At 69.4% G+C, this 22,775-nt stretch carries 14 protein-coding genes; 1 reads left to right on the top strand and 13 read right to left on the bottom strand.

Translation table 11 applies throughout. The features are described 5' to 3' along the window. Positions 1-29: 29 nt before the first annotated feature. On the bottom strand, positions 30-1,697 hold the full coding sequence (locus J5V16_RS16800; RefSeq protein ID WP_208497643.1) for an RICIN domain-containing protein: 1,668 nt from the start codon (positions 1,695-1,697) through the stop codon (positions 30-32). A 269-nt stretch (positions 1,698-1,966) separates the two neighbouring features. On the opposite strand from J5V16_RS16800, the gene J5V16_RS16795 reads away from it, so the two are divergent. Then, the gene (locus J5V16_RS16795) at positions 1,967-2,971 is read left to right on the top strand and encodes a hydroxyacid dehydrogenase (protein ID WP_208497641.1); all 1,005 of its coding nucleotides are present in this window, start codon (positions 1,967-1,969) and stop codon (positions 2,969-2,971) included. Between the two features lie 61 nt (positions 2,972-3,032). Here the strand turns inward: J5V16_RS16795 and J5V16_RS16790 are convergent, their stop codons facing one another. The 12 genes from J5V16_RS16790 to J5V16_RS16735 all read right to left on the bottom strand — a co-directional run bounded on the left by J5V16_RS16790 (position 3,033) and on the right by J5V16_RS16735 (position 22,727). Beyond that, positions 3,033-6,443 (bottom strand): discoidin domain-containing protein, encoded by a 3,411-nt coding sequence (locus tag J5V16_RS16790; RefSeq protein ID WP_208497639.1) that lies wholly within the window; start codon positions 6,441-6,443, stop codon positions 3,033-3,035. Positions 6,444-6,646: 203 nt separating this feature from the next. Further along, on the bottom strand, positions 6,647-9,070 hold the full coding sequence (locus J5V16_RS16785) for a glycoside hydrolase family 2 TIM barrel-domain containing protein (protein WP_208497637.1): 2,424 nt from the start codon (positions 9,068-9,070) through the stop codon (positions 6,647-6,649). A gap of 83 nt (positions 9,071-9,153) precedes the next feature. Beyond that, on the bottom strand, positions 9,154-10,806 hold the full coding sequence (locus J5V16_RS16780; protein ID WP_208497635.1) for a type 2 periplasmic-binding domain-containing protein: 1,653 nt from the start codon (positions 10,804-10,806) through the stop codon (positions 9,154-9,156). 57 nt (positions 10,807-10,863) lie between these two features. Then, positions 10,864-11,817, bottom strand: a complete 954-nt coding sequence (locus tag J5V16_RS16775; RefSeq protein WP_208497633.1) for a carbohydrate ABC transporter permease — start codon at positions 11,815-11,817, stop codon at positions 10,864-10,866. Positions 11,818-11,831: 14 nt separating this feature from the next. Next, positions 11,832-12,785 (bottom strand): ABC transporter permease, encoded by a 954-nt coding sequence (locus J5V16_RS16770; RefSeq protein ID WP_208497630.1) that lies wholly within the window; start codon positions 12,783-12,785, stop codon positions 11,832-11,834. Positions 12,786-13,027: 242 nt separating this feature from the next. After that, the gene (locus J5V16_RS16765; protein WP_208497628.1) at positions 13,028-13,780 is read right to left on the bottom strand and encodes an alpha/beta hydrolase family protein; all 753 of its coding nucleotides are present in this window, start codon (positions 13,778-13,780) and stop codon (positions 13,028-13,030) included. A 53-nt stretch (positions 13,781-13,833) separates the two neighbouring features. Beyond that, the gene (locus J5V16_RS16760; RefSeq protein WP_208497626.1) at positions 13,834-15,906 is read right to left on the bottom strand and encodes an alpha-galactosidase; all 2,073 of its coding nucleotides are present in this window, start codon (positions 15,904-15,906) and stop codon (positions 13,834-13,836) included. A 74-nt stretch (positions 15,907-15,980) separates the two neighbouring features. Then, complete coding sequence (locus J5V16_RS16755) at positions 15,981-18,530, bottom strand: CBM35 domain-containing protein (RefSeq protein ID WP_208497624.1); 2,550 nt, start codon at positions 18,528-18,530, stop codon at positions 15,981-15,983. Between the two features lie 20 nt (positions 18,531-18,550). Next, positions 18,551-19,567 (bottom strand): LacI family DNA-binding transcriptional regulator, encoded by a 1,017-nt coding sequence (locus J5V16_RS16750; RefSeq protein ID WP_208497620.1) that lies wholly within the window; start codon positions 19,565-19,567, stop codon positions 18,551-18,553. Positions 19,568-19,597: 30 nt separating this feature from the next. After that, positions 19,598-20,920 carry an ABC transporter substrate-binding protein gene (locus J5V16_RS16745; protein WP_208497618.1) on the bottom strand — a complete coding sequence of 441 codons (1,323 nt, stop codon included), beginning with the start codon at positions 20,918-20,920 and terminating at the stop codon, positions 19,598-19,600. 44 nt (positions 20,921-20,964) lie between these two features. Further along, entirely contained in the window at positions 20,965-21,780 is an 816-nt protein-coding gene (locus tag J5V16_RS16740; protein WP_208497616.1) for a carbohydrate ABC transporter permease, read from the bottom strand. 11 nt (positions 21,781-21,791) lie between these two features. Then, a complete protein-coding gene (locus J5V16_RS16735) occupies positions 21,792-22,727 on the bottom strand; it encodes a carbohydrate ABC transporter permease (protein WP_208497613.1) in 936 nt (311 codons plus the stop codon). Between the last annotated feature and the right edge of the window lie 48 nt (positions 22,728-22,775).

Below are 22,775 nucleotides of genomic sequence, written 5' to 3'. Positions count from 1 at the left end.
CAACAGCGCTCGGCCCCTTGGGTTTCTCGTCAGGCGACGCGGATCAGGCGCCAGCGCTGCGGCACGGAGCCCTTGTCCGCCCACTGGATCGCGGGGTCGCCGTCGGCCTCCTTGTTGCCGTTGTCGAGCACCATGCCGGAGCGTTCGCAGGTGAGCTCGACCGCGCCGCCGCCCACATCGGTGATCTTCCACCGCTGCGGGGCCGTGCCGTTGTCGGTCCACTGCTTGACCTGCGCGCCTTCGACGGTGGAGTTGCCGTTGTCGAGGGCCTTGCCCGAGTGCTCGCAGATGAGCTTGTGGTGGCCGCTCCCGACGTCGGTGATCTTCCAGCGCTGCTGGGTGCCGCCGTTCTCGCCCCACTGGATCACGGCGCGCCCGTCGACGGTGGAGCGGCCGTTCTCGAGGAACTTTCCGGAGCGTTCGCACATGAGGAGGTACGTGCCGCCGGAGACGACCGCCGGGGTGGAGCGCATATGCGCGAGGGTGCCCCAGCCGAGCGCGTCGAAGCCGCCGGAGTTGCCGCCGTAGTCGCCGCCGCCACCTTCGGGGCGCGCGAGGGCGGCCATGCGGGCGACGTGGGGCATGCGCATGCCGCGCCGGACGCTGTAGTGGTTGTAGACGAGTTCCCAGACCGGTCGGATCTGGCCACGCGCGCCAGTGGAGACGACGGTGTGCTCGACGCCGTCGCAGTTGCGGTAGGTCGAGAACGGCACGTCGTAGCCGAGGTTGTAGCGGGCGACGTATTCGGCGGCCTTGGCGAAGGCGTTGTCGCGGGCGGCGTAGAGGTCGATGCCCTGGCTCCAGGCCATCTCCATGAAGGCCCCCATGAGGCCGATGCCCATGATTGAGTGCGCCTGGTCGCGGCCGGACTCCTGCCATTGGGCGAGGTCGCCGTGGATGAACGGGATCGCGTTGTTGATCGAGCCGGCGCCCGCGCCGTTGCGGAAGTAGTCCACCGCTTCGTCGATCTTGGCCTGGTCGTCGCAGAGGATGCCGATGGCGAGGAGCGAGGCCATGTTGCACAGGTCCCAGTTCGCCCAGTAGTGGGTTTCGCAGGTGTTGTTGTGCCGCACCAGGAAATCGCTGTTCAGGGGGTAGAAGACGTTCAGCATCATCTGCTGGAACCGGCCCAGGTCGAACCCGGGCGCGCCGCGCACCAGCTCCCCCGCGTTGGCGAACTGGTACCCGTAGATGCCGGAGGCGAGGCGCGAGTCCGAGGGCGGGTAGTAGATCGACTTGAGCGTCCCCGACCAGGCGTTGCAGATGCGCACGGCCGCATCGCGGTGGGCGGTGTCGCCGCTGATGTGCCAGCGCAGGGCGTTCTGGTAGGCGGCGTGGGCGTCGTTGTAGAGCAGCCAGTAGTTCTGGGGCTTGTCGGTGTTGCCGCGCACGATCTCCTCGACGGGCTGGGGCGTCCAGGTGCTCTGCGAGTGGGCATTGGCGACGAGTTTGTCCCAGCCCTGCTTCCAGGGCTGGGCGTTGGCGTTGACTTTGGCGCGCATGCGGTCGAGGTCGGCTCGGACGTGGAGCATGCCGGGATGGGCGAGCGCAACGGCTTCTGCCTGGCCGGTCTGCTGCTGGGCTTGGGCGACGGCGAGGCCGCCCGCTCCGGTGGCGGCCAGGGCGCTCGCGGCGAACGCGCCTTTGAGGAGGTTGCGGCGCTTGAAGCGCGGGTTGCCGGTTCGGTCGTGGGTCATGGTGCTCCTTCGACGGTCGTTGGCGAGGGGCGGACGGGATCGCGACCCGAAGACGGATAACGTTATCCCTTATACTCGAAGATAAGGTTTTCATTGAGGTATGTCAATATGCCTGAGCCTCGGTTTCCGACTGCCCCGAATACCTCCCGTATCGGGGTCATCGCAGTTCGAAAGCCTGGTGATCCTGCATGCCGGACTCCGGACTCGACAACTCCGGCGGCACCGCCTAGGTTAGATATCGTTATCCCTCAGAGGAGCAAGGAACCCGCATGACCGACCGCATCCCCGGGCTGTTCGCGATGGACCCCGTCTACCTCCCCAAGCTGTTCGCCGAGCCGAACCTGAGCCGCCTCCGCGCCGTCCTCGACATCGACCCCGGCCTCGTCGCCCGCGACTTCGGCGACGATCGGACGGCGGCCGCGCTGGCGGACGCGGAGGTGATCGTCACCGGATGGGGCGCGCCGCGGCTCGATCCCCCGGTGCTCGCCGCCGCGCCCAAGCTGCGTGCCGTGCTCCACGCCGCCGGGAGCGTCCAGTGGATCGACCGCGCCGTCTACGAGCGAGGCATCGCCGTCGTCTCGGCCCAGCAGGCCAACGCCGTGCCCGTCGCCGAGTACACGCTGGGAATGATCCTCTTGGCGGGCAAGGACGTATTCGGGCTGCGCGAGCGGTTCCGCATCGAGCGCGGCTTCGTGATCGGCGAGGACCACGGCGGGACCGGCAACTTCGGACGCACCGTGGGCCTCATCGGGGCCTCGCGGATCGGACGGCGCGTGCTCGAGTTGCTGCGCCCCTTCGACTTCGAGGTGCTGCTGGCAGACCCGCACGTGGAGGCGGACGAGGCCGCCCGGCTCGGCGCGCGGCTGGTCAGCCTGGACGCGCTCATGGCAGGGGCCGACATCGTCTCCGTCCACGCCCCCGACCTGCCCGAGACGCGGCGGCTCGTCAACGCCGAGCGGCTGGCGGCCATGAAGGACGGCGCGGTGCTCGTCAACACCGCGCGCGGCTCGCTCGTGGACACCGATGCGCTCGTTGCCGAGCTGGCGACCGGGCGGATCTCGGCGATCCTCGACGTCACCGACCCCGAGCCGCTGCCGGCGGACTCGCCGCTGTTCGACCTGCCGAACCTGTTCCTCACCCCGCATGTGGCGGGGTCGCAGGGCAACGAACTCGCCCGCATGGGGCGCTTCATCGTCGAGGAGGCGGAGCGGCTCGCCGCGGGCGAGCCGCTCCTGCACGCCGTCGACCCGCGCCTGCTCTCGATCCAGGCGTGAAACCGCACCGCCCCGCCACGCGGATCGCGTGGCGGGGCGGGCGGCCGAGACGGTCTGTGGGTTAGGCGAGGTCCCCGAAGAACTGGACCTCACCGAGGTTGCCGTGCCAGCGGTTCGCGTTGTAGATCTTGAAGTAGCGGTAGTGGGTGTCGTCGGCGACGCTCTTCCACTGCCAGACCCCGGCCTTGGTGCCGGTGAGCGGCTCGGTGAGCGTGGTCCACGTCTGGCCGTCGTTGGAGCCCTGCACGATCGTGCCGTCCGACCTGGACGTGCAGCACAGCCGCGGCAGGAAGTACACCTCGTCGAGGCGCACGGCGGCGCCCTCGCCGAAGTCCACGGTGTAGTACGAGCCGACGCCGGTGTTGAGGTCCCCGGCGGTGTTCTCGTCGCCGTCGAAGAGCAGGTAGCCGACCTGGTCGGCGGGGAGCCCGTTGCCGGGCCACTGCTTGTCGGAGGCGAGGACGGTGGCGAGGTCCGCGACGTCGATCAGCTGGTCGCGGTTCCCGCCGGCGAACAGGCTCGCGCCTTCGGTGGGGCCGTATAGGGTCGGGCCCGCCTTGCCGTCGTCGGCGTAGTCGACGGTGAGGGTGACCGAGCCGGGCTCGACGCCGTCCAGGACCACGGGGGCGAGCCAGTTGACGCCGTCCTCCGAAGCGGCGGCCGCTTCGATGCCCATCACGTTCACCGTGACGGCGTCGACCGGCTGCCTCGTGGTGACCGCGACGTTCACGGTGTCACCCACGGCGACCTTGCCCGCCACGGCGTCTTCGGAGGTCATGGCGGCCTTCGAGATCTGGTTGCCGATCTCGTGGCGCTCGCCGTAGATGTGGAACTCGGTCATCTCGAAGACGCCGCGGATGATCCCGTAGAGGACGTCCGGCAGCTGCTCGATCATCTGGACCTTGACGTACCGGAACTGGTCGTCGCGGAGTTCCGGCTCGACTTCGAGGGTGTTGAAGTCCTGGGTGAACTCCGTGACCCCCGGCGTGAGGCGGGTCCAGTTGACGCCGTCGTTCGAGCCGAACACCGCCGAGTTGGCGAGTCGGTCGGCGAAGATGTTGCTCTGGAAGCCGAACTCCCGCGCCGAGACCCGGAAGTCGGGGCCGAAGTCGAAGGTGTGCGACTTGTTGACGGCCAAGGGGTAGCCCAGGCCGGTCTGGTTGTCGCCGTCCACGAGGAGCGGCGCGAACTCCTTCGCGGTCGAGGAGTGGAGCAGGCCCGGGAAGTCCAGACTGCCGTCCACACTGGTCTTCGGCGAGATGAGGCGCAGGCCGTCCGCCGCGGCGACCATGCCCGCCAAGGCGGTCGCGAACTCCGCGTCGGTGCCTTCCTGAAGCTTCGCTTCGGCCGCGTCGCGGGCGGCGGTGAAGGCGGCTTCAGACGCGGACTCGTACCCGTCCTCGGGTTCGAAGTCCTCCTCGGCCAGCGCCAGCGCCTCCTCGCGGTCGGCGGCGGCGTCGAGGACGACCGTGCGCGCGGCGACGCTCGTGCCGTCGTCGGCGGCGACGGTGATCGTGCCCGAGTCCTCCCCGGTCCAGGTCAGCCGCCCGGTGGCGGTGTCGAGTGCGGCGCCGTCGGGGAGGTCGGTGGCGCTGTACGTGATGCCGTCGCCGGTGGCGGCGAGGTCGACGGTGAGGTCGGCGCCGTCCCAGCCGATGACGCGTTCGGCGGCGTCCTCGGGGTAGACCGGGCCGTCGAGTTCGGCCTGGGCGTTGATGTTGATGTGGTCGATGTCGACCGCGGCGCCCTCGGTCTCGATGAACAGGATGTCGCCCATGGCTCGGGAGACCGTGACGTACCGCCATTCGCCGCCCGTGTCCGGCACGGTCACGGAGGTATCGCGCCTGACGGTGTCGTCGTGGCTGACGCCGCCCAGGTGGATCACAGCCGGGCCTTCGGTGCGGACGAGGAAGCCCTGCTGCGGCTTGTTGTTCCCGCCGCTGACGTAAGAGATCTTCGAACCGCCCGCCATGCTGACGAAGCCGTCGCCTTCCTCGACGTTGCCGGCGAGGTGCATGTAGCGCTGCTCGATCTCCAGGATGTCGGGGTCGGGGTTCGGCACCTGGGCGGTCTCGCCCGCGGCTTCGGCGGGCGCGAACATCCACGAGTCGCCGCCGCCGTCGCGGCCGTCCCAGCCGATCTGGACGGGGGTGGGGCGCTTGGCGTAGGCCTCGGCGAAGAAGGGGGCGATCGCCTCGACGTCCTCGCCGCGCTGGTAGGTGTAGTAGTAGTACATCTCCCAGAAGCTCGCGGTCGCGTAGCGGCCGCGGTAGCCGTCGGCGATGTGGTTGTAGGTGTCGCGGATCGTGCCGTCGGGCGAGATCGCGTACGCGATGGGAGTCCACTCGGGGTCGCGGCCGGACATGAACTGCCAGAAGTAGTCGGCGGCCTTGAGGATGCGGTCGTCGAGGAACTCGTACGGTCCCACAGCGTCCTCGGCGGTCGAGACCGTGCCGTCGACCGGGTCGACCTCGGTGCCCTGGGCCATCATCATGCGGGACAGGGCCGCGAAGTTCGTGAGGTTGCCGCCGCCGTGGGCCTGGTCGCGGCCCATCTCGGTCAGCTGCACGTGGGGGTCGTCGATGGGCTCGCCGGTCTTGTCGTTCTTGTCCACCCAGCGGGCCAGGCGCGAGACGGAGCCGTTGAAGCCCTCGTCCTTCGCGGTCTCGTTGACCGTGAACCACTCGACCTTCTCGTGGTACAGCTCGGTGTCGTCCATGAAGATCGACCCGGCCATGGAGCCCAGGAGCGGGTAGTTGTGCTGGTTCATGAAGCGGTCCGGGGAAGACATGAACGTCGCGATGGCGGGCTTGATCAGGTTGTCGCTGAAGGCCTTTGCCTCGTTCTCGGTGAGCACGAGAGCCGGGTCGTCGCCGCAACTGGTGTAGCGCAGCAGTTCAGCGGCTCCGGCCATGCGGAAGAGCGGCATGCCGTTGTGGATGTGGGAGTCGACGTAGTACTCGAACTTCGTCGGGTCCATCTGGGCCCAGTTGCGGATGATGGCGAGGGCGTTGCTGCGGTGGACCTCCTTGCCGGTGAGGACGTGCATGACCGCCTGGGTGTAGGCCTTCAGGCCGTCCGCCTCGAACATGCCCCTGGTGCCGGCGTTGAAGGCCGTCGTGCGCGGCTTGGTCGGGTCGGTGCCGGCGTTGGACGGTTTCACGCCCTCCCCGGCCGCGCCGGATTTCTTGAGGGCCTCGAACCCGGTGGCCCACGGTTCGGCTCCGGCCGCGAGCTGGGTGCGCACGTTCTCGATGATCGGCTCGGTGAGCCCGATGCCGGGGTGGCTGAACCCGGCTTCACTTGTCGTGGAGTTGAACTGCACGTCGCAGGTGGTCGCCGCTTGCGCGGGTTCGGCACCGGGCGCGACGAGCTGGACGAGTCCTAGTGAGAGCAGCATTGCCGCCATGAGCGCGGCGGCGCGCCTGGGCAGGGCGCGGCGATCGCGGGTGGCGGCCGTGGGGGGATGCATGAGAGGTACCTACTCCGTTCGAGAGACCGGTTTCTATCGAGGGATAACGATATCTCACTCGGGAGCGGGAGGCAAGGGCGGCAGGAGAGATCGCCATAACCGCAGTTGAGGACGGCAAAGCGGCGCGCAGAACCTGCCGGAGCAAGCCCTGCGCGCCTTGATGATCGACCTATTGGGATATCGTTATCCGTGCTTCGGTCCGCTCAGTGAACCCGGATCTCCCGGATCTCCAACGGCCGCTCCGGGAACGACACGCGCACGGCCAGCGCGGTGCGGGCTTCGAACTGGACCTTCACCGAGCGGTCCTCACCCGGCCCGCCCTCGTGCACCGGCTCGAAGCTGCGGCCGTCCTCGGCCGACTCGACCAGCCACGGGCTGGACGGCGGCTCGGCGAACGTGACCTCGATCAGCCTGATCTTGTAAGGGAACTCGAGGCTCGGTGCGATCCACTCCCCCGGTTCGTCGCCGGCGGCCCGCCACGTCGCCTCGCCCGGTTGGGTGGCGTTGCCGCCATGGTGGCCGGGCGCGGCGCTGCTGGTCTTGACCGGGCGGTACTCCGCCAGCGAGATGTAGCCGCCGCCGAGCGGCGGTTCGGTCAGGTACGGCGCGGGCGTCTGGAGCCGCCGCTCGCCGCTGCCCGCGGGCTTGGCCGGGCCGGTCGCGGTCAGCACCAGCTCGGCCGGGGCGACGCCGTCGGCCGTAGCGCGGATGCGAAGCGGCCCAGGAGTGTAGGACCGCATCTCGATCGCCCCGGCCCCGTCCCAGACGCTGCCGGTCTCCGGCGAGAGGGTGAACGAGCGACCCGACGGGAAGAGGCCGTCCCCTTCGAGCACGGTGAGCAGGATCGGCTTGTCGTCGGCGACGCGGACGCCGTGCTCGTCGACCATCTCGACCTCGATGCGGGCGTCGCCGGTGCCGTCGGTCGGGATGGTGTCGACATCGGACCTCATCTGGAGCGCGGCCGCCGTCCCGGGCTGCGGGAACTCGGGCGGGGCGATGCCCAGCAGCTGCTCGCGGTACCAGTGGTAGGCGCGCTTGGGGCGGCGGAAGTAGTCGGCCAGGCCCTGGAGTCCGGCGCCCGGGGCCACGGTCTTGTAGTGGAACCCGCACCAGAAGATCTTCCCCGAGCGCCACGGGTAGTCGACCTCGACGCCGTGCTCCCACTGCACCTCGTACTCGCCCGGGCCGTTGCCCGAAGTGCCGTGGTACTCGGAGACGACGCTCGGGAAGCCCGGGTCGTGGAAGAGCTCCGCTCCGTCGCCGTTGTACCCGGCGATGTCGCCGAGCACGTCGAAGCCCTTGCGCTGCGCCCCGCCGACCGCGGCGGGCCGGGTCGGGTCGAGCGCCTTCGACATCGCCACGAGTTCGACGGTGAGGGCCTTGGCCTTGTCGACGACGGCATCGTCGGTGAAGAACGCCTCGTTGCCGATGCTCCAGGTGATGATGCTCGCGTGGTTGCGGTGCACGCGGATCATGGTGCGCAGCGCCCGGCGCAGGCTCTCCTCGAACTCCGCCTCGTCCTCTTCATGGATGGGATAGGCGCTGGCGAACCAGAACCCTTCGATGTCCTCCCCGCCCATGCCCCAGAAGTGGAGCTCGGACCAGAACAGGACGCCCTGCCGGTCGCATTCGGCGGCGAAGTACGGGTGGTGGGGGTAGTGGGAGCCGCGGATGATGTTCATCCCCAGGTCCTTGATCATGGCGATGTCGCGGCGGATCGAGGCGCGGGTGCCCGCGTCGGCCCAGCCGCCGCGGTTCTGGTGGACGTTGGCGCCGTGGAGGTCGTAGTGCTCGCCGTTGAGGAAGAAGCCCCGGTCGGCGGTGAACTCGAACCAGCGCACGCCGAAGGCGGTCGACTGCGCGGAGCGGACTCGGCCGTCCACTTCGACCGCGGCGGTGAGCTCGTACAAGTGCGGGTGGTCGGGGTGCCAGAGCCGCGGGTCGGCAAGGGTCCCTTCGAGTTCGACCACGGCCGTGGACCGGGCGGGGATGACGTGCTTGACCGGTTCGAGCTCCGCGACCGGGCCGTCGTCGGCGATCACGGCCGAGACGACGGCCTCGACGGGGTGCGGTTCGTCGTTGACGACCTCGACCGAGACGTTGACCGTGGCGGCGTCGGGCTCGATCACGGGCGTGGTCACGCCGAGGCCGTACCAGTCGACGCGGACCCGGTCGGCGACGAGGAGGCTCACGTCGCGGTAGATGCCGCCGCCGAAGCTGTAGTCGCCCGCGCGCGGGGCCAGGCGCGCGTTCCAGTGGTTGTCGACGCGCACGAACACGTCGTTCGCGCCCGCGCGCACCGCGTCCGAGACGTCCACGGTGAACGGGGTGTAGCCGCCTTCGTGGCGGCCGACCGAGCGGCCGTTGACGAACACCTCGCAGGTCTGGAAGACGCCCAGGAACTCCAGCGCGATCCACTGCCCCAGCCACGCCTCGTCCACGTCGAGCGTGCGGCGGTAGCAGCCGTGCCCCACGTAGATCCGGTAGTCGCGGTAGTCGGGGAGCTCGAAGGAGTGCGGCAGACCGATGTCGAACCAGTCGGACGCCGGTGGCGCGGCCTCGGCACCCGGGTGCTCGCCGTAGGCGAACGTCCAGTCGCCGTTGATGAAGTGCCGCTCGCTGATCATGCGGTCGCCTTTCAGTGTGAGAGTGGCGGGCCGCCTCGTCGTCTTGACCCCGAGGCGGCCCGCCGGTTTCTGCGGGGACGCCGCTAGCGCGAGGCGTCCCAGGCTTCTTGGTAGATCTCGACGTACCGTTCGGCACCGAGGTCGGTGAGGTTCTGCTGGAACTCGTTCCAGTCGTCGTCGCTGCCGATGTCGCGGGCGCCGGTCACGAACTCGGCGCTCGCCTGGGTGACGAAGTTCTCCACATTGGTCTGGATCGTGGCGAGCTCGGTGGCGGTCTCACCGGTGATCGCGACTTCCCAGTAGGGGAACAGCTCTGCGGACTCGTGGCCCTCGTAGAGCTTCGTGGCCTCGAAGAGCCTGCGCTCGTAGCCCTCCGGCGTGTACACGTCGGTCGCGGTGACCTGGCCGTTGCGGAACTCGGCGTCGCTGAAGAACTGCGCGATCGGACCCCACGAGTTGTTGGCGCCCTCGCCCTCCGGGAGGGTCAGCAGCTCGAAGGTCGGCTCGAGGCTCTCGTCGAGGGCCACATCGCCTTCGCCGGCGCGCTCCCAGTTGACGCCTTCGACGCCGAACTCGCCTTGGAGGTGGCCTTCGAACGAGACCATGTAATCGAGGATCTGCATGAGCTTCTGCTGCTTCGCCTCGCTGGAGCGGTTGGTGATGACGAACGTCGCGCCGGGCGCGGCGCCGGCGCCGCCGCCGGAGTAGGTCGCGTCGCTGCCGTTCGGCCCGGTCAGCGGGGCGACCGCGTCGTACTGGCCGTAGCGGCCGTCCTCGTGGTCGTTGGTGACGAACCACGGGTGCATGACGGCGACCGATCCGAGGATCACGCCGTCGGCGCTGTTGCCCTTGGCGTTCAACGCCTCACCGTTCTGAGTGAAGGCGCCCTCGTCGATCAGGCCGTCCTCGTACAGGGACGCGACGTAGGCGATCGCGTCGCGCCATTCGTCGCGGGTCGGCTGCAGGACGACCTCGCCGTTGACGGCCCCGAGCGTCGCCGGGTTCGCGGCCTCGGCGTTCGAGTACATCTCAGCGGTGTAGACGAACGGGTTCATCAGGAACGAGAGCAGGGTGCTGCCGCCCGCCGAGGAGAGCGGGATCTCGTCGGCCTGGCCGTTGCCGTTGGGGTCCTGGGTCTTGAAGGCCTCAAGGACGTGGCGCAGCTCCTCCGGTGTGGTCGGCTGCTCCAGTCCCAGGGTGTCGAGCCATTCGGAGTTCATCCACAGCTTCGACGGGTACGAGCAGTGGTAGCAGTCGTTCCACGCGGGGATGCCCCAGATCTTCCCGTCCGGGGAGGTCGCCAGCTCCTTGAAGCCGGGCTCCTTCTCGAAGGCGGCGGTGAGGTTCGGGGTGTCCTCGCCGATGAGGCCGTCGAGCGGGACGATGACGCCCTGGCCGCCGAGTTTCACCAGCTCCTCGCTCGAGAACTGGTCGACCCACGGGATGAGCATGTACGCGTCGGGGTAGTCGCCGCTGGCGAGGGAGATCTGCCGCTTCTCGGCGGCGGCGTTGCCGTCCCAGGTGGTCGTCTCGAACTGGAGGTCGACGTCGAACTTCTCCTCGAGCACCTTGGTGAACGCGTTGGTGTCGAAGTCCGCGTCGTCGCCTTGCGGGACGAAGATGGTGATCACGTCGTCCGGTGTGGTCTCGGGCTCGGAGGAGCAGGCGGCGAAGGCGCCCGCCGAGACGGCGAGGGCCGCTCCGGCGGCGGCCGCTCGGGTGAATCTGCTGGTCATCGTTGACTGCCTTTCAGATGAGGAGTTGGGCGGTTTGAGGGGACGTGCGGCGCGAGTTCAGCCCTTCACTGAGCCGAGCATCACGCCCTTCGTGAAGTGCCGGGCCACGAACGGGTAGACGAGGAGGACGGGCACCGTCGAGACGACGATGAGCGAGAACTTCATGAGGTCGGCCATCTGCTCCGCCGCCATCTGGTCGGCGAGGTTGGTGCCGCCGGTGTTGTTGACGATGAGGACGTTCCGCAGTACGAGCTGGAGGGGGTAGAGCTCTTCGCTGCGGAGGTAGATGAGGGCGGAGAAGTACGAGTTCCATTGGCCGATGCCGTACATGAGGGCGATGACCGCCAGGAGCGGCTTCGACAGCGGCAGCACCACCGACCACAGGAACCGCAGGTCCGAGGCGCCGTCGAGCTGCGCGGCCTCGTACAGCTCGCCCGGGATCGAGGAGCGGAAGAACGTCATCGCGATGAGCACCTGCCAGGCGCCGATCGCCGCGGGCAGGATGATCGCCCAGCGCGTGTCGAGCAGTCCGAGGGCGCGCACGACCATGTAGGTCGGGATGAGGCCGCCGGAGAACAGCATGGTGAACAGGACCCCGCCGATGAGGACCTTGCGCCCCACCAGCTCCGACCGCGAGAGCGGGTAGGCGATCATCACGGTGAGCGCGACGCTCACGAGGGTGCCGACGATCGCGTAGAACAGCGAATTGCCGAACCCGGTGAGGATCGCGTCGCTGGTGAGGACCGCCTTGTAGCCGATGAGGGTGAAGTCCACGGGCCACAGGAACACCCGGCCGCCCGAGACCGCCGCGGGACTCGAGAACGAGCTGGCGACGATGTTCACCAGTGGCACGAGGACGATGAGCAGGAACGTGGTCAACAGAATGTAGACGCCGACCATGAAGACCCGGTCGACGCGGGTGTCCTGGACGCGGTTGCTGCGGCGCTTGGGGTCGCGCCGCTCGGGCTCCGGTTCGGCGGGCGGGGCCAGGAGGGTGGTCTCGGTGGTCATTGCGGGGGCTCCCTTCACCACAGGCCGTTGCCGGTCACGCGTTTGGAGACGGTGTTCACGGCCAGCAGGAGGATGAGGTTGATGACGGAGTTGAAGAGCCCCACCGCCGTCGCGAGGCTGAAGTCGGCGCTGAGCAGGCCGATCTTGTACGTGTAGGTCGCGATGATCTCGGAGGTCGAGAGATTGAGCGGGTTCTGCAGCAGGAACGCCTTCTCGAAGCCCACGGCCATGATGTTGCCGACGCTCAGGACCATCACCACGACGACCGTGGGCGCGATGCCCGGCAGGTCGACGTGCCAGATCTTCCGCAGGCGGCTCGCGCCGTCGAGTCGCGCGGCCTCGTACAGGCTCGGGTCGATGCCCGCCAGCGCGGCCATGTAGATGATCGCCGAGTACCCGGCGGTCTGCCACACGTCGCTCCAGACGTAGACGCTGCGGAACGCGTCGGGGTCGGCCAGCAGGTTCGAGTTCATCCCGAAGAAGCCCAGGAAGTCGGACATGAACCCGATGCGGGGCGAGAAGATCAGGATGAGCATCGAGACGACGATGACCGTCGAGATGAAGTGCGGGGCGTAGGTGACCATCTGGACGGTGCGCTTGAAGAACCGCGCCCGGACCTCGTTGAGCGCCAAGGCCAGGATGATCGGGATCGGGAACCCGGCCAGGAACCCGTAGAAGCTCAGCATGAGCGTGTTGCGGATCAGGTCCAAGGCGACCGGGTTGGCGAAGAACCGCTCGAAGTGGTCGAGCCCGGCCCAGGGCGAGCCCCAGATCCCCTGGACCACGTTGTAGTCCTTGAAGGCGATCACGTTGTTCGCCATGGGGATGTACTGGAAGATCACGAAGTAGGCGACCGGCAGGACGAGCAGCGCGTAGAGCTGCCAGTGGCGGCGCAGGCTCCGGCCGAGTGCGCCGCGCCGGCGCTTGCGCAGGGCGGCGGCCGCGCGGTTGTCGAGCGCGGCGGTCATGAGGCCGTCGCTTTCGCCTCGGACGCCGGGGGGCGGCGTTCCGCGGGGGTGGGCAGCATTTTCACTCCTTTGTGAAGATCGGTTCCGTGAACCTTCCCGGTGAGGGTGACCACGAGGATCGCACACAACCGGCGCGTTGCGCAATCGTTTGTCCACGACTTTTCGAGTTCGATGAATTTCGATGGGAGATACGACTGAGGGCGGACCGCTCCCATCGGTGCGGCCCGCCCTCAGCGGGTGGTTCAGGCGGTCCGGGTCAGGAATGCCGTGGTGATCTCGACCAGGCGCTCGCGCGCGGGCACGGTCTCGAAGCCGTGGCCGACCGCGTCGAAGATCTGCAGGTCGAGGCGGTCGCCGTAGAGGTCCTGGTAGCGCTCGAGGAGGTCGTCCTTGAGCACGAAGTCCTCCGTGCCGACGGCCAGGAGCACCGGGCCGGTGTAGGCGGCGGCGTCGGCGAACGCGTCGATCCCCTTGGCGTCGTCCACGAACGACTGGAGGACCGGCAGGCCGCCGAAGTCGTCGTAGCCGCGCTCGGCGATCGCGTCAGCGCGCCGCTTCGCGCCCTCCTCGCTCATGGCCACAGCCCCGGCGGCCGGCGCCCACAGCGCCAGCGATGCGACGGGGCGCTGCGCGGCGGCGAGCTGCGCCGTGAGCCCGCCGAGGCTCATCCCCATGAGCGACAGCCGCTCCCCGTCGACCGCCGGGTGGCCGGCCAGCCCGTCGAGGACCGCGACCGCCTGCGCGACCTGGTCCGAGACGGTGAGGTCGGCGAAGTCGCCGTCGGAGTCGCCGCAGCCGGCGAAGTCGAACCGGTAGGCGGCGGTGCCGTTCGCCGCTAGGCGCTCGGCGAGCCGCACGAACGAGTAGCCGAACTCGGCGCGGTTGCCGCCGAACCCGTGGCAGAGCGCGACCGCCGGGGCTGCCTCCGCGCCCTCCGGGAGGTGCAGGACCCCGCGGATGGTGCGGCCGCCGTGCTCGATGTGAAGGTATTCCATTGTGCGCGTACCTAACTGGGTTGAAGTAGTGGTGCTCGGGAGCCCTGGGAGGGTCAGGGTTCCCTGGTGAGTTCGATCATGGCCGACGCGTAGTCCGCCGGGGCGAGCCCGAGCTCGAGACCGTGCGACGCGAGGATCGCGCCGTGGTGGACGCGGCCGGACCGCACTTCACGGTACCGGGCGTCCCGGTCGACGTGGAGCTTGAGGAGCGGGTCGGGGTAGGCGAAGTCGCGGGCCTTCCGCCAGGCCAGGACCACCGTCGTGTCGCCCCGGTCGTATTGGACGCCGGTGACGTTCCCGGCCCGCAGCGGGCGGCGGCGGCCCAGCTGCACCGTGGGGCGGACCCGCTTGTAGTCGGCCACGAGCTCGGCGCCGCGGGCCTGCTCCTCGTCGCTCCAGATCCGCAGATCGCCGCCGACGGCGAGGACCCCGGCCATCGCCACATGGAAGCGGAAGTCGAGCGGAACCTCCCGGCGGGTCAGGGGGTTGGGCGAGTCGGTGACCCACGCGCCCATGACGCGCGCAGGGTAGACCTGCGCGAAGCCGTCCTGAATCGCGATCCGGTCCACCGCGTCCGTGTTGTCCGAGGTCCACACCTGGTCGGTGCGGCGCAAAATGCCGAAGTCGACCCGGCCGCCGCCCGAGGAGCACGACTCGATCCGCAAGGACGGGTGGTCGGCGCGGAGCCGGTCGAGGATCGCGTAGAGGTTGCGGGTGTGGTCGAACCAGAGGCGGTCGGGGTCCTCGTCCCCGGGCCACCCGGCCTCGGTGAAGGGCCGGTTCATGTCCCACTTGACGAAGTCGATCTCGTTGCCGCTCAAGAGCTCGTCGAGGCGGGCGTGGATGTGGTCGGCGACGTCGCGGCGGGCGAGGTTGAGCACCAGCTGCTGGCGCACCTCGCTGCGGCGCCGGTGCGGCTGGTGGTACACCCAGTCGGGGTGCGCGCGGTACAGGTCCGAGTCGGGGTTCACCATCTCGGGCTCGACCCAGATCCCGAAGCGCATGCCCAGGCCGTGCACATGCTTGATCAAGGGGCCCAGGCCGTCCGGGAAGCGGTCGGGGTTGGGGGTCCAGTCGCCGAGCCCGGCGCGGTCGTTGACGCGGGCTCCGAACCAGCCGTCGTCCATCACGAACAGCTCGCAGCCCATCGCCGCCGCGCGGTCGGCCAGGCGCATCTGGTCCTCGGCGGTGAAGTCGAACTCCGTGGCCTCCCAGGAGTTGTAGAGCACCGGGCGGACCTCGCCGGGGTGGGGCAGGACGTGCGCGAGCGCGTAGTCGTGCCAGGCGCTCGCGGCCGCGGCGAACCCGTGCGCGGTGTGCAGGCCGGCCGCGACCGGCGTCTCGAGGGTCGCGCCGCCGTCGAGGCGGATCGCGATCGGGTCGTGGCCGAAGCCGGCGGAGACGGTGACGCTGCCGGTGGGTCCCTTCTCGACGGTGATGCGCCAGGTGCCACTCCACGCCAGCGCGGTGGACCAGACCGGTCCCGCGGTCTCGGTGGCGGTGCCGTCGTCGACGGCGACCCACGGGTTCGACTGGTGGCCCGTGATGCCGCGGCGGGAGCCGATCACCGTCTCGCCGTAAGGGATCGTGGTGCGGGTGAGCTGGGTTTCCGCGCCCCACTCGCCGTGGAGCTGGCTCAGTCGCGGCTCGTCGAGCCCGGGCACGACCCAGGTGGCCGAGTCGGCGCGGACGACCTCGATCGGCTCGGTGCCGCTGTTGCGCAGTTCGAGGGTGCGTTCGATGACGTCGGAGTCGGGGTGGGTGCGGTAGCGGGTGCGCACTTCGAGCGGGTAGTGCCGGTCGGTGAAGACGAAGGCGAGGTCGCCGTCCGCTTCGACCGCCTCGGTGAAGGCGAGCTCGAGGTCGCGGGTGCCGTCGGCGAAGCGCACCTGGAGGCCGTTGTGGCCGTACTGGAAGGCCGAGCCGGTGCTGAGGTCGTAGCGGGGCTCGCGGCCGATGACGGGCCGGAACGGGGACTCCGGCAGCTCGAGGAGGGCCAGCGCCTGCTCGGCGCTCAGCCTCGGTCCCCAGTGGAGGCCGCGGAGCCGGTCGTGGTCGTCCACGGCGACGACGTAGCTCGTGTTCGGCGTGTCGATGGACCAGAGGCGGGTGTCGGGCGCTGGCATTGGTTCCCTTTCGGTGGTGGTTCCGGTCGTGGTGAGAGCCCGCCCCGGCCGGGGCGGGCTCTCATGGCGCAAGGCTAGCCGTGGAGCGGCGCGATCTCGAAGTGGTCGAAGTCGGCCGTGCGGCCCTGGCGGTCCCCGATGCCGGTGAACAGGCCGGGGTTGCCGATCTCGATGGTGTTGGTGCCGGGTTCGAGGTCGACGATGAGCGGGTAGGACCAGAAGTCGTTCCAGCTCCAGGTGGCGCGCATGGGCACCGTGGCGGCGGCTTCGCCGTTCACGGTGAACTCGGCGTAGCGGGAGATGATGTCGGTGTTGTAGGCGTGGCCGCTCTTGCGCTCGTCGTTGGCGTAGTGGACGAGCAGCAGGTGCGGCCCGGCTTCGTCGGCTTCGACGGTGAGCGTGGCGGTGTTGCCTTCGCCGCCGCCCACGCCGGTGATCGCCTGTCCTTCGGTGGCCCAGCGGTTCTCGGTGAGGACGGCGGTGCCGGCGAGGTCGGCGTCGGCGGCCGCGATGTGGGTGAAGCCCTCGTCGCCGCCGTCGCCGGTGACGGTGAGGTCGTGAACGTGGAGGGTGCCGCGCTTCGCGTTGAGCGCGATGCGGTTGATCCCTTCGTGGAGGGCGAGGGTCTGCTCGTCCTCCAGTTCGAAGGCGATGTCCTCGGTGTGGGGGCCGAGCACGCGCAGTTCGCCCTTGCCTTCGGTGTCGGCGGCGATCTCGTAGTACCCGTCGGCCGGGGCGTACACGTCGAAGACGATCTGCTCGTCCCCGTTCAGTTTGACGCCTTCGCGGCGGCCGTACTGGTGCTCGGCGTCGCCTTCGGTGCGGGCGAACACGGCCGGGTAGGTGTAGGTGTCCACTACGGACGGCGTGAGGTCGATCTTGTCGATGCCGGCCTCGCCGTAGGCGGTCCCGGCCTCGGGGTCGGACTTGGCGAGGGCGATGGCGTTCTCCCCCGCTTCGAGTTCGACTTGGACCGTGACCTGGCCGCGCGAGCCCCACTGCATGGTCGAGGGGTACGTGACCGTGGCGGCGTCGCCGCCGTTGACGGTGAGGAACTGCTCGGTCGGCGAGGCGCCTTCGGGGAGGTTGCGGCCGAAGGTGTTCCCATAGGTGACGGTGAGGTCGTAGGTCCCGGTTTCAGGGACGTCGACGGTGAACTGGACGCGGCTGTCGGCCCGGTTCAGGGAGCCGACGCTCTTGCCGCCGGAGGCGGGGAAGGCCCACGAGTTGGCGGCGCTGCCTTCGTTGTAGACGGCGCCGCCGGTGATCGCGGCGTCCTCGGCCTCCCAGGTGCCGGACCAGGGCGTCTCGACGGGCTCGGCCCGGCCCGTGCCCGGGGTGAGGGTGATCCAGTAGGCGGACATGGGGTCGAGGTCCTCGAGTGCGATGCTCGCCGCGCCGTTCGCGTCGGGGCGCAGGGCGATCCGGTCGACGGCCCGCGGCGCGGGCGAGGAGCCCTCGTTGCCGGTCCAGGCGATCTCGTGGACGGTGGCGGTGACCTTGCGTCCCAGGGTGAGACCGGTGAAGTCGACGGTGGCCTCGCCGGAGCCGCCGCCGAGGAGGATCTGGGCCTGGTCCTTGGCCCCGTCGAAGGTGGCGACGCCCTGGAGGGTGTCGACGACGTCGTTCTGCGGCGGGGTGACCAGGGCGGTCTCGCCGGTCATCTGCGAGTAGGTCTTGAGGAACCACCAGCCGCCGTTGGGGACGTTGGTCTGCGGGGCGTTGCCGGAGAGGCCGCCGGAGGCGGTCCAGTAGGCCATGTCGGCGAGCGCGTCGGTGTCCTCGAACATGGCGGCCCATTGCACCATCTGGCCGGGCGCGCCGAAGTCGCGGTTGTTGCCGTACTCGTTGATGTTGATCTGGCGCGGTTCGAGGCCGAGTTCGGCTTCGAGGGCGCGGTAGTCGTCGTGGTTGCGCTGGTAGTAGCGCAGGGAGTCCGGGGAGAGCTCGTGCCAGGTGATCACGTCGGGCACGGTGCCCGCGGCGGCGGTGTGCTCCATGAAGTCGCGCATGAAGCGGGCGTCGTAGTGGGACTCGTTGGGTCCGGCGATGGGGGTGTCGGGGGCGATCTCGCGCAGGAGCGCGTAGGCGGCGTCCCAGTCGTGGAAGAAGCGGGCGGTGGTGCCCTCGTAGTCGGAGCCGCGGTTGTACCAGATCCAGTTGGGTTCGTTGAAGGGCACGTAGACGAGTCGGTCGGCGTGCGGGGAGGCCTCCATGGCGGGGACCATCGCCTCGACTTCGGCGAGGTAGGCGTCGATGCCGTCGTTCTGGTAGGGCCAGTCGGGGTACCAGTCCTGGAGGTTGACGAAGGCCTCGCCGCCGTCGTGCTCGGCGAGGACTTCGAGGACGTCGTTCGCGTCGCCGTTGGGGTGCTGGGTGCCGCCGGTGGGCTTGGGGGCCATGGAGGACATGCGGAGGGGGTCGAGGAGGTTGTCGCCGGGGACGCCGTTCTCGGAGATGCCGTAGAGGGAGCCGACCGCGCCGTGGTCGGGCGCGCCCGTGAGCTGTCCGAAGTCGACGGTGAGGACGGGGGCGTCCTGGCCTTGCGCGGGCGCGGCGGCGAGGCCGGTGAGGAGGCCGGCCGCGGTCGCGGCCGCGAGGCCTCTGCGCAGGAGTGGTTGCATTGCAGCCCTTTCGGTGGTCGTCATTGACGAGGCGGTCCTGAGGTCTCGCGGACGATGAGTTCGGGGGACCGCCAGGACGGGCGGGGATCGGGGCCGCCTTCGAGCATGGCGCGCAGCCGTTCGAAGGCGCCGCGGCCGACGCCGCGGAAGTCGAGGTCCACTGTGGTGAGCGGAGGGACGTGGTAGGCGGCGAGCGGGTAGTCGTCGAAGCCGATGACGCTGAGGTCGCCGGGGACGGCGCGGCCCGCGCGGTGCGCGGCGTGGAGGACCCCGAACGCGAGGTCGTCGTTGCCGCAGAGGATCGCGGTGACGGCCGGGTCGGCGACGAGCGCGGTCGCGGCCTCGGCCGCCGCTGCGACGGACCAGCCGGACTCCACGGCCGCGGGGGCCGTGATCCCGGCGGCGGCCAGCGCGTCGGACCAGCCGGTGCGGCGGCCGGCCGTGCCGGGGATCGCGAGGTAGTGGACCTGGCGGTGGCCCATGTCGAGCAGGTAGCGGGTGGCGCGGGCGGCGACGGTGCGGTCGTCGAGCGAGATGAGCCAGTCGGCGTCCCGGTCCTCTTGGTGCTCGCCGCAGGTCGCGACGGTCGCGCCCGGTTGGCGCTCGTGGAGGGCGCGCATGGCGCGGACGGTGGTCTCGTCGTGCGCGATGACGATGGCGGCGGCGCCGTCATGTGGGAGCCGTCCGAGGAGGTCGGCCTCGCTGTAGGCCTGGTCGGGGTCCATCACCGAGACGAGCACGGAGAACCCGGCGGCCCTGGCGGCGTCTTCGATGCCGCGCAGGGTCTCCGCGGTCCCGTACAGGGACGTGTCGGTGGTGAGGACGGTGACGGATTTGAGCGCGCCGCCGGCGAGGGCGCGGGCCGAGCGGTTGGGCCGGTAGCCCAGCTCGGCGATCGCGTCCTTCACTTTGGCCCGGGTGGCCGCGGCGACCTGCGGAGCGTCGTTGATGACGCGCGAGACGGTCTGGTGCGACACGCCCGCGCGCTTCGCGACGTCGAAGATGCTCACGGGCCGGGGTCCGGCGGCGGCGCTCATGCTCTCGGTGGCCTTTCGGTACTGGTGCGGCTATTCGGCGTTGGCGATCGCGACGACCGCCTCGGCCGCCGCCTGGGCGTCCTTGGTGCCCAGCCAGACCTGATTGAACTCGTCCATCGCGGCGGTGCCGAACGCGGCGTCGTTCATGGAGAGCGGGTAGCCGATGGTGGTGCCTTCGGCGGCGGTCTGGAAGCCGGTGACGTCGATGCCCTCGCCGGCCCAGTAGTCGGCGAAGTCCTGGTTGAGGGAGGAGACGCCGGGCCACACCGAGCCCATGCCCGTCGCGATCGCCTGCGCCTCTTCGGAACCGAGGAACTTGACGAGTTCCCAGGCCTCGTCGGGGTGCTCGGTGCCGGCGTAGATGGCGTTGGAGAGGCCGTTGATGACCGTGCCGGAGCCGACGGGGCCCGAGGGGTTGTCGGCGACCGCCCACGTGCCCGGTTCGAGGCCGTCGCGGTAGAAGCTGAGCATCCAGGAGCCGTCGAGGGTGGTGGCGGCCTGGCCGGGGACGACGTAGTCGCCGGGGACGCCGCCGTTGGGCTGGTTCGTGGATTCGGCGGGGACGGCGACGTGCCACTTGTTGTAGAGGTCGGCGGTGAACTGGATGGCCTCGACGCATTCGGGCGCGTCGATGGCGTAGTCGCCCCACGGCTCGGTCTGGAGGGAGCAGCCGTTCTGGACCGCGTAGTTCCACCAGTCGGTCTGGCCGGTGTTGGAGGACATGGCGGTGCCGTACTGGACGACGTTCTCGGGGTCGAAGTCGGGGCTCAGGGCGTTGTTGCCGTTGGCGTCGACGGTGAGCTTCTGGAGGAATTCGACGTAGGTGCCGCCGTCGACGGGGTTCCATTCGAGGTCGCCGACAGTGGCGGGGTCGATGCCGGCGGCTTCGAGGGCGTCGAGGCGGTAGACGAGGGCGATGGAGTCCCAGTCCTTGGGGAGGCCGTACTGCTCGTCCTCGAACTGCCAGGAGTTGTAGAGGTTCTCGGGGTAGATCGAGGTGTCGAGGCCGTCGTCCTCGATGTCGTCGGTGATCGGCAGGAGGACGCCGTTGGAGGCGTAGGTGGGGAAGCGGGAGACGTGGTTCCAGAACACGTCGGGGGCCTCTTCGGCGGCGAAGCGGCTGTCGAGCCCGGCCCAGTAGTCCTCCCAGGGGTTCTGCTCGAGCTCGACTTCGATGTCGGGGTGCTCCTCGTTGAAGGCCGCGATCATGGCTTCGAGGGCGGGGCGCTGGTTGTCGTCCCAGAAGGCGTAGCGCAGCGTCACCGGTCCGCCGTCGTCGCCGCCGCAGGCGGCGAGTCCGGCGGGGAGGGCGAGCGCGAGGGCGGCGAGGGCCGCGGGGCGGGTCTTGTTCATGCCGTTTGCCTTTCGTCGTTGAGAGGTCGGTTGCGGAGCCGGTGTCACTTCATGCCGCTGAGGGCGATGGAGCGGACGATGTGCCGCTGGAAGGCCAGGAAGACGGCGACCAGCGGGAGCAGCGCCATCGCGGAGGCGGCCAGGACGAGGTGGTACTCCTGGTTGAACTGGGACTGCATCTGCGCGATGCCGCGCGTGATGACCCGGGTGGACTCCGAGTGGGTGATGATGAGCGGCCACAGGAGGTTGTTCCAGGTGTTCACGAAGCTGATGACGGCGAGCGTGCCGAGGATCGGGCGGGCCATGGGGACCATGACTCGCCACAGGATCGTGAGCGTCCCGGCCCCGTCGATACGGGCGGCGTGCTCGATCGACTCGGGGATGGTCTTGAAGTACTGGCGCACCAGGAACACGCCGTAGGGCATGAGGAACCCGAACACGAACGGCAGGACGAGGCCGAGGTGCGTGTCGACCAGGCCGAGTTCGCGCACGATGATGAAGGTGGGCACGAGGGTCACGATCTGCGGCACCATGAGCGTCGCGATGTAGGCCCAGAACAGCTGGTCGCGGCCGGGGAAGTCGAGGCGCGCGAAGGCGTAGGCGGCGAGGGTGGAGAACACGAGCTGGCCGAGGGTCACCGCCACGGCGACGATCACGGAATTGACCACGAAGGTGGCGAAGTCGTAGCGGCTCCACACTTCGGCGAAGTTGGTGAGGATCGGGTCCGTCGGGGGCGCCCACGGCTCGGAGGTCAGGATCTCCTGCTTGGACTTGAACGCGGCGTTCATGGTCAGCAGGTAGGGGGCGACCGAGACGAGCGCGCCCGCGACGAGCACGAGGTAGAGCGGGATCTTCTTCATCGGTTCGGCCCCTAACTGAAGTCGTAGACGGTGCGCTTGCGGAAGAAGGCCGCCTGGGCGAGGGTGATGAGCGCGATGACGGCGAACAGGATCACGGCGAGCATCGACGCGTACCCGGCATTGCGCTGGGTGAAGGACTCCAGGTAGATCTGGTAGTTCAGGGTCGCGGTGGATCCGGCGGGGCCGCCCGCGGTCATGACGTGGATGGTGTCGAAGACCTGGAACGAGCCGATGACGCTGGTGATGAGCACGAACATCATCGCCGGGCGCAGCAGCGGCAGCGTGATCGTGAAGAACCGGTGCACCGGCGAGGCGCCGTCCACATCGGCCGCCTCGTAGAGCTGCGCGGGGATCGCCTGCAGCCCGGCGAGGAAGAACAGCATGGTGTAGCCGGTGTACTGCCACACGTTGACCGAGGCGATGACCGGCATGGCCCAGGCCGAGTCGGTCAGCCAGGCCGCGCCGTCGATCCCGAACAGGGCGAGGAAGCGGTTGAGCGCGCCGTACGCGGGGTCGAACACCCACCGCCAGATGACGCCGAGTGCCACCGGCATCGCCATCCACGGCAGCACGTAGAGGACGCGGAAGGTGTTGCGGGCCTTGATCTTCGCGTTGAGCGCCAGCGCGAGCAAGAGCGCGAGCACGGTCTGGACGGGGATGTTGAGGAGGACGTAGTAGAACGTGTTCCCGATCGACTGGAGCGCCCGCTCGTCCGCGGCCAGCTCCCGGTAGTTCTCGAGCCCGATGAACTCGGGGTCGGAGAGCAGGTTCCAGTCGTAGAGGCTGAGGACCGCGACGATGACGATCGGAGCGAGCAGGAAGACCGCGAATCCGGCGATGCTGGGCGCGAGCAGCGCGTAGGCCTCGACGGTAGTGCGCCGCCGCCAGCGCGGTCGCCGCGGAGCCACCTGCTCAGGGCGCGGCTCGGTCCGGACAAGAGTCTGCATGGGCACCTGGCTTCTCGGTAGGGGTCGAGATGCGAGGAAATGTTAGCG

Origin of the sequence: Glycomyces niveus (genome assembly GCF_017592475.1) — a bacterium.
Lineage (GTDB): Bacteria > Actinomycetota > Actinomycetes > Mycobacteriales > Micromonosporaceae > Glycomyces > Glycomyces niveus.
The sequence above is the reverse complement of the archived record's forward strand: the minus strand, read 5'-3'. Positions and strand labels throughout refer to the sequence as shown.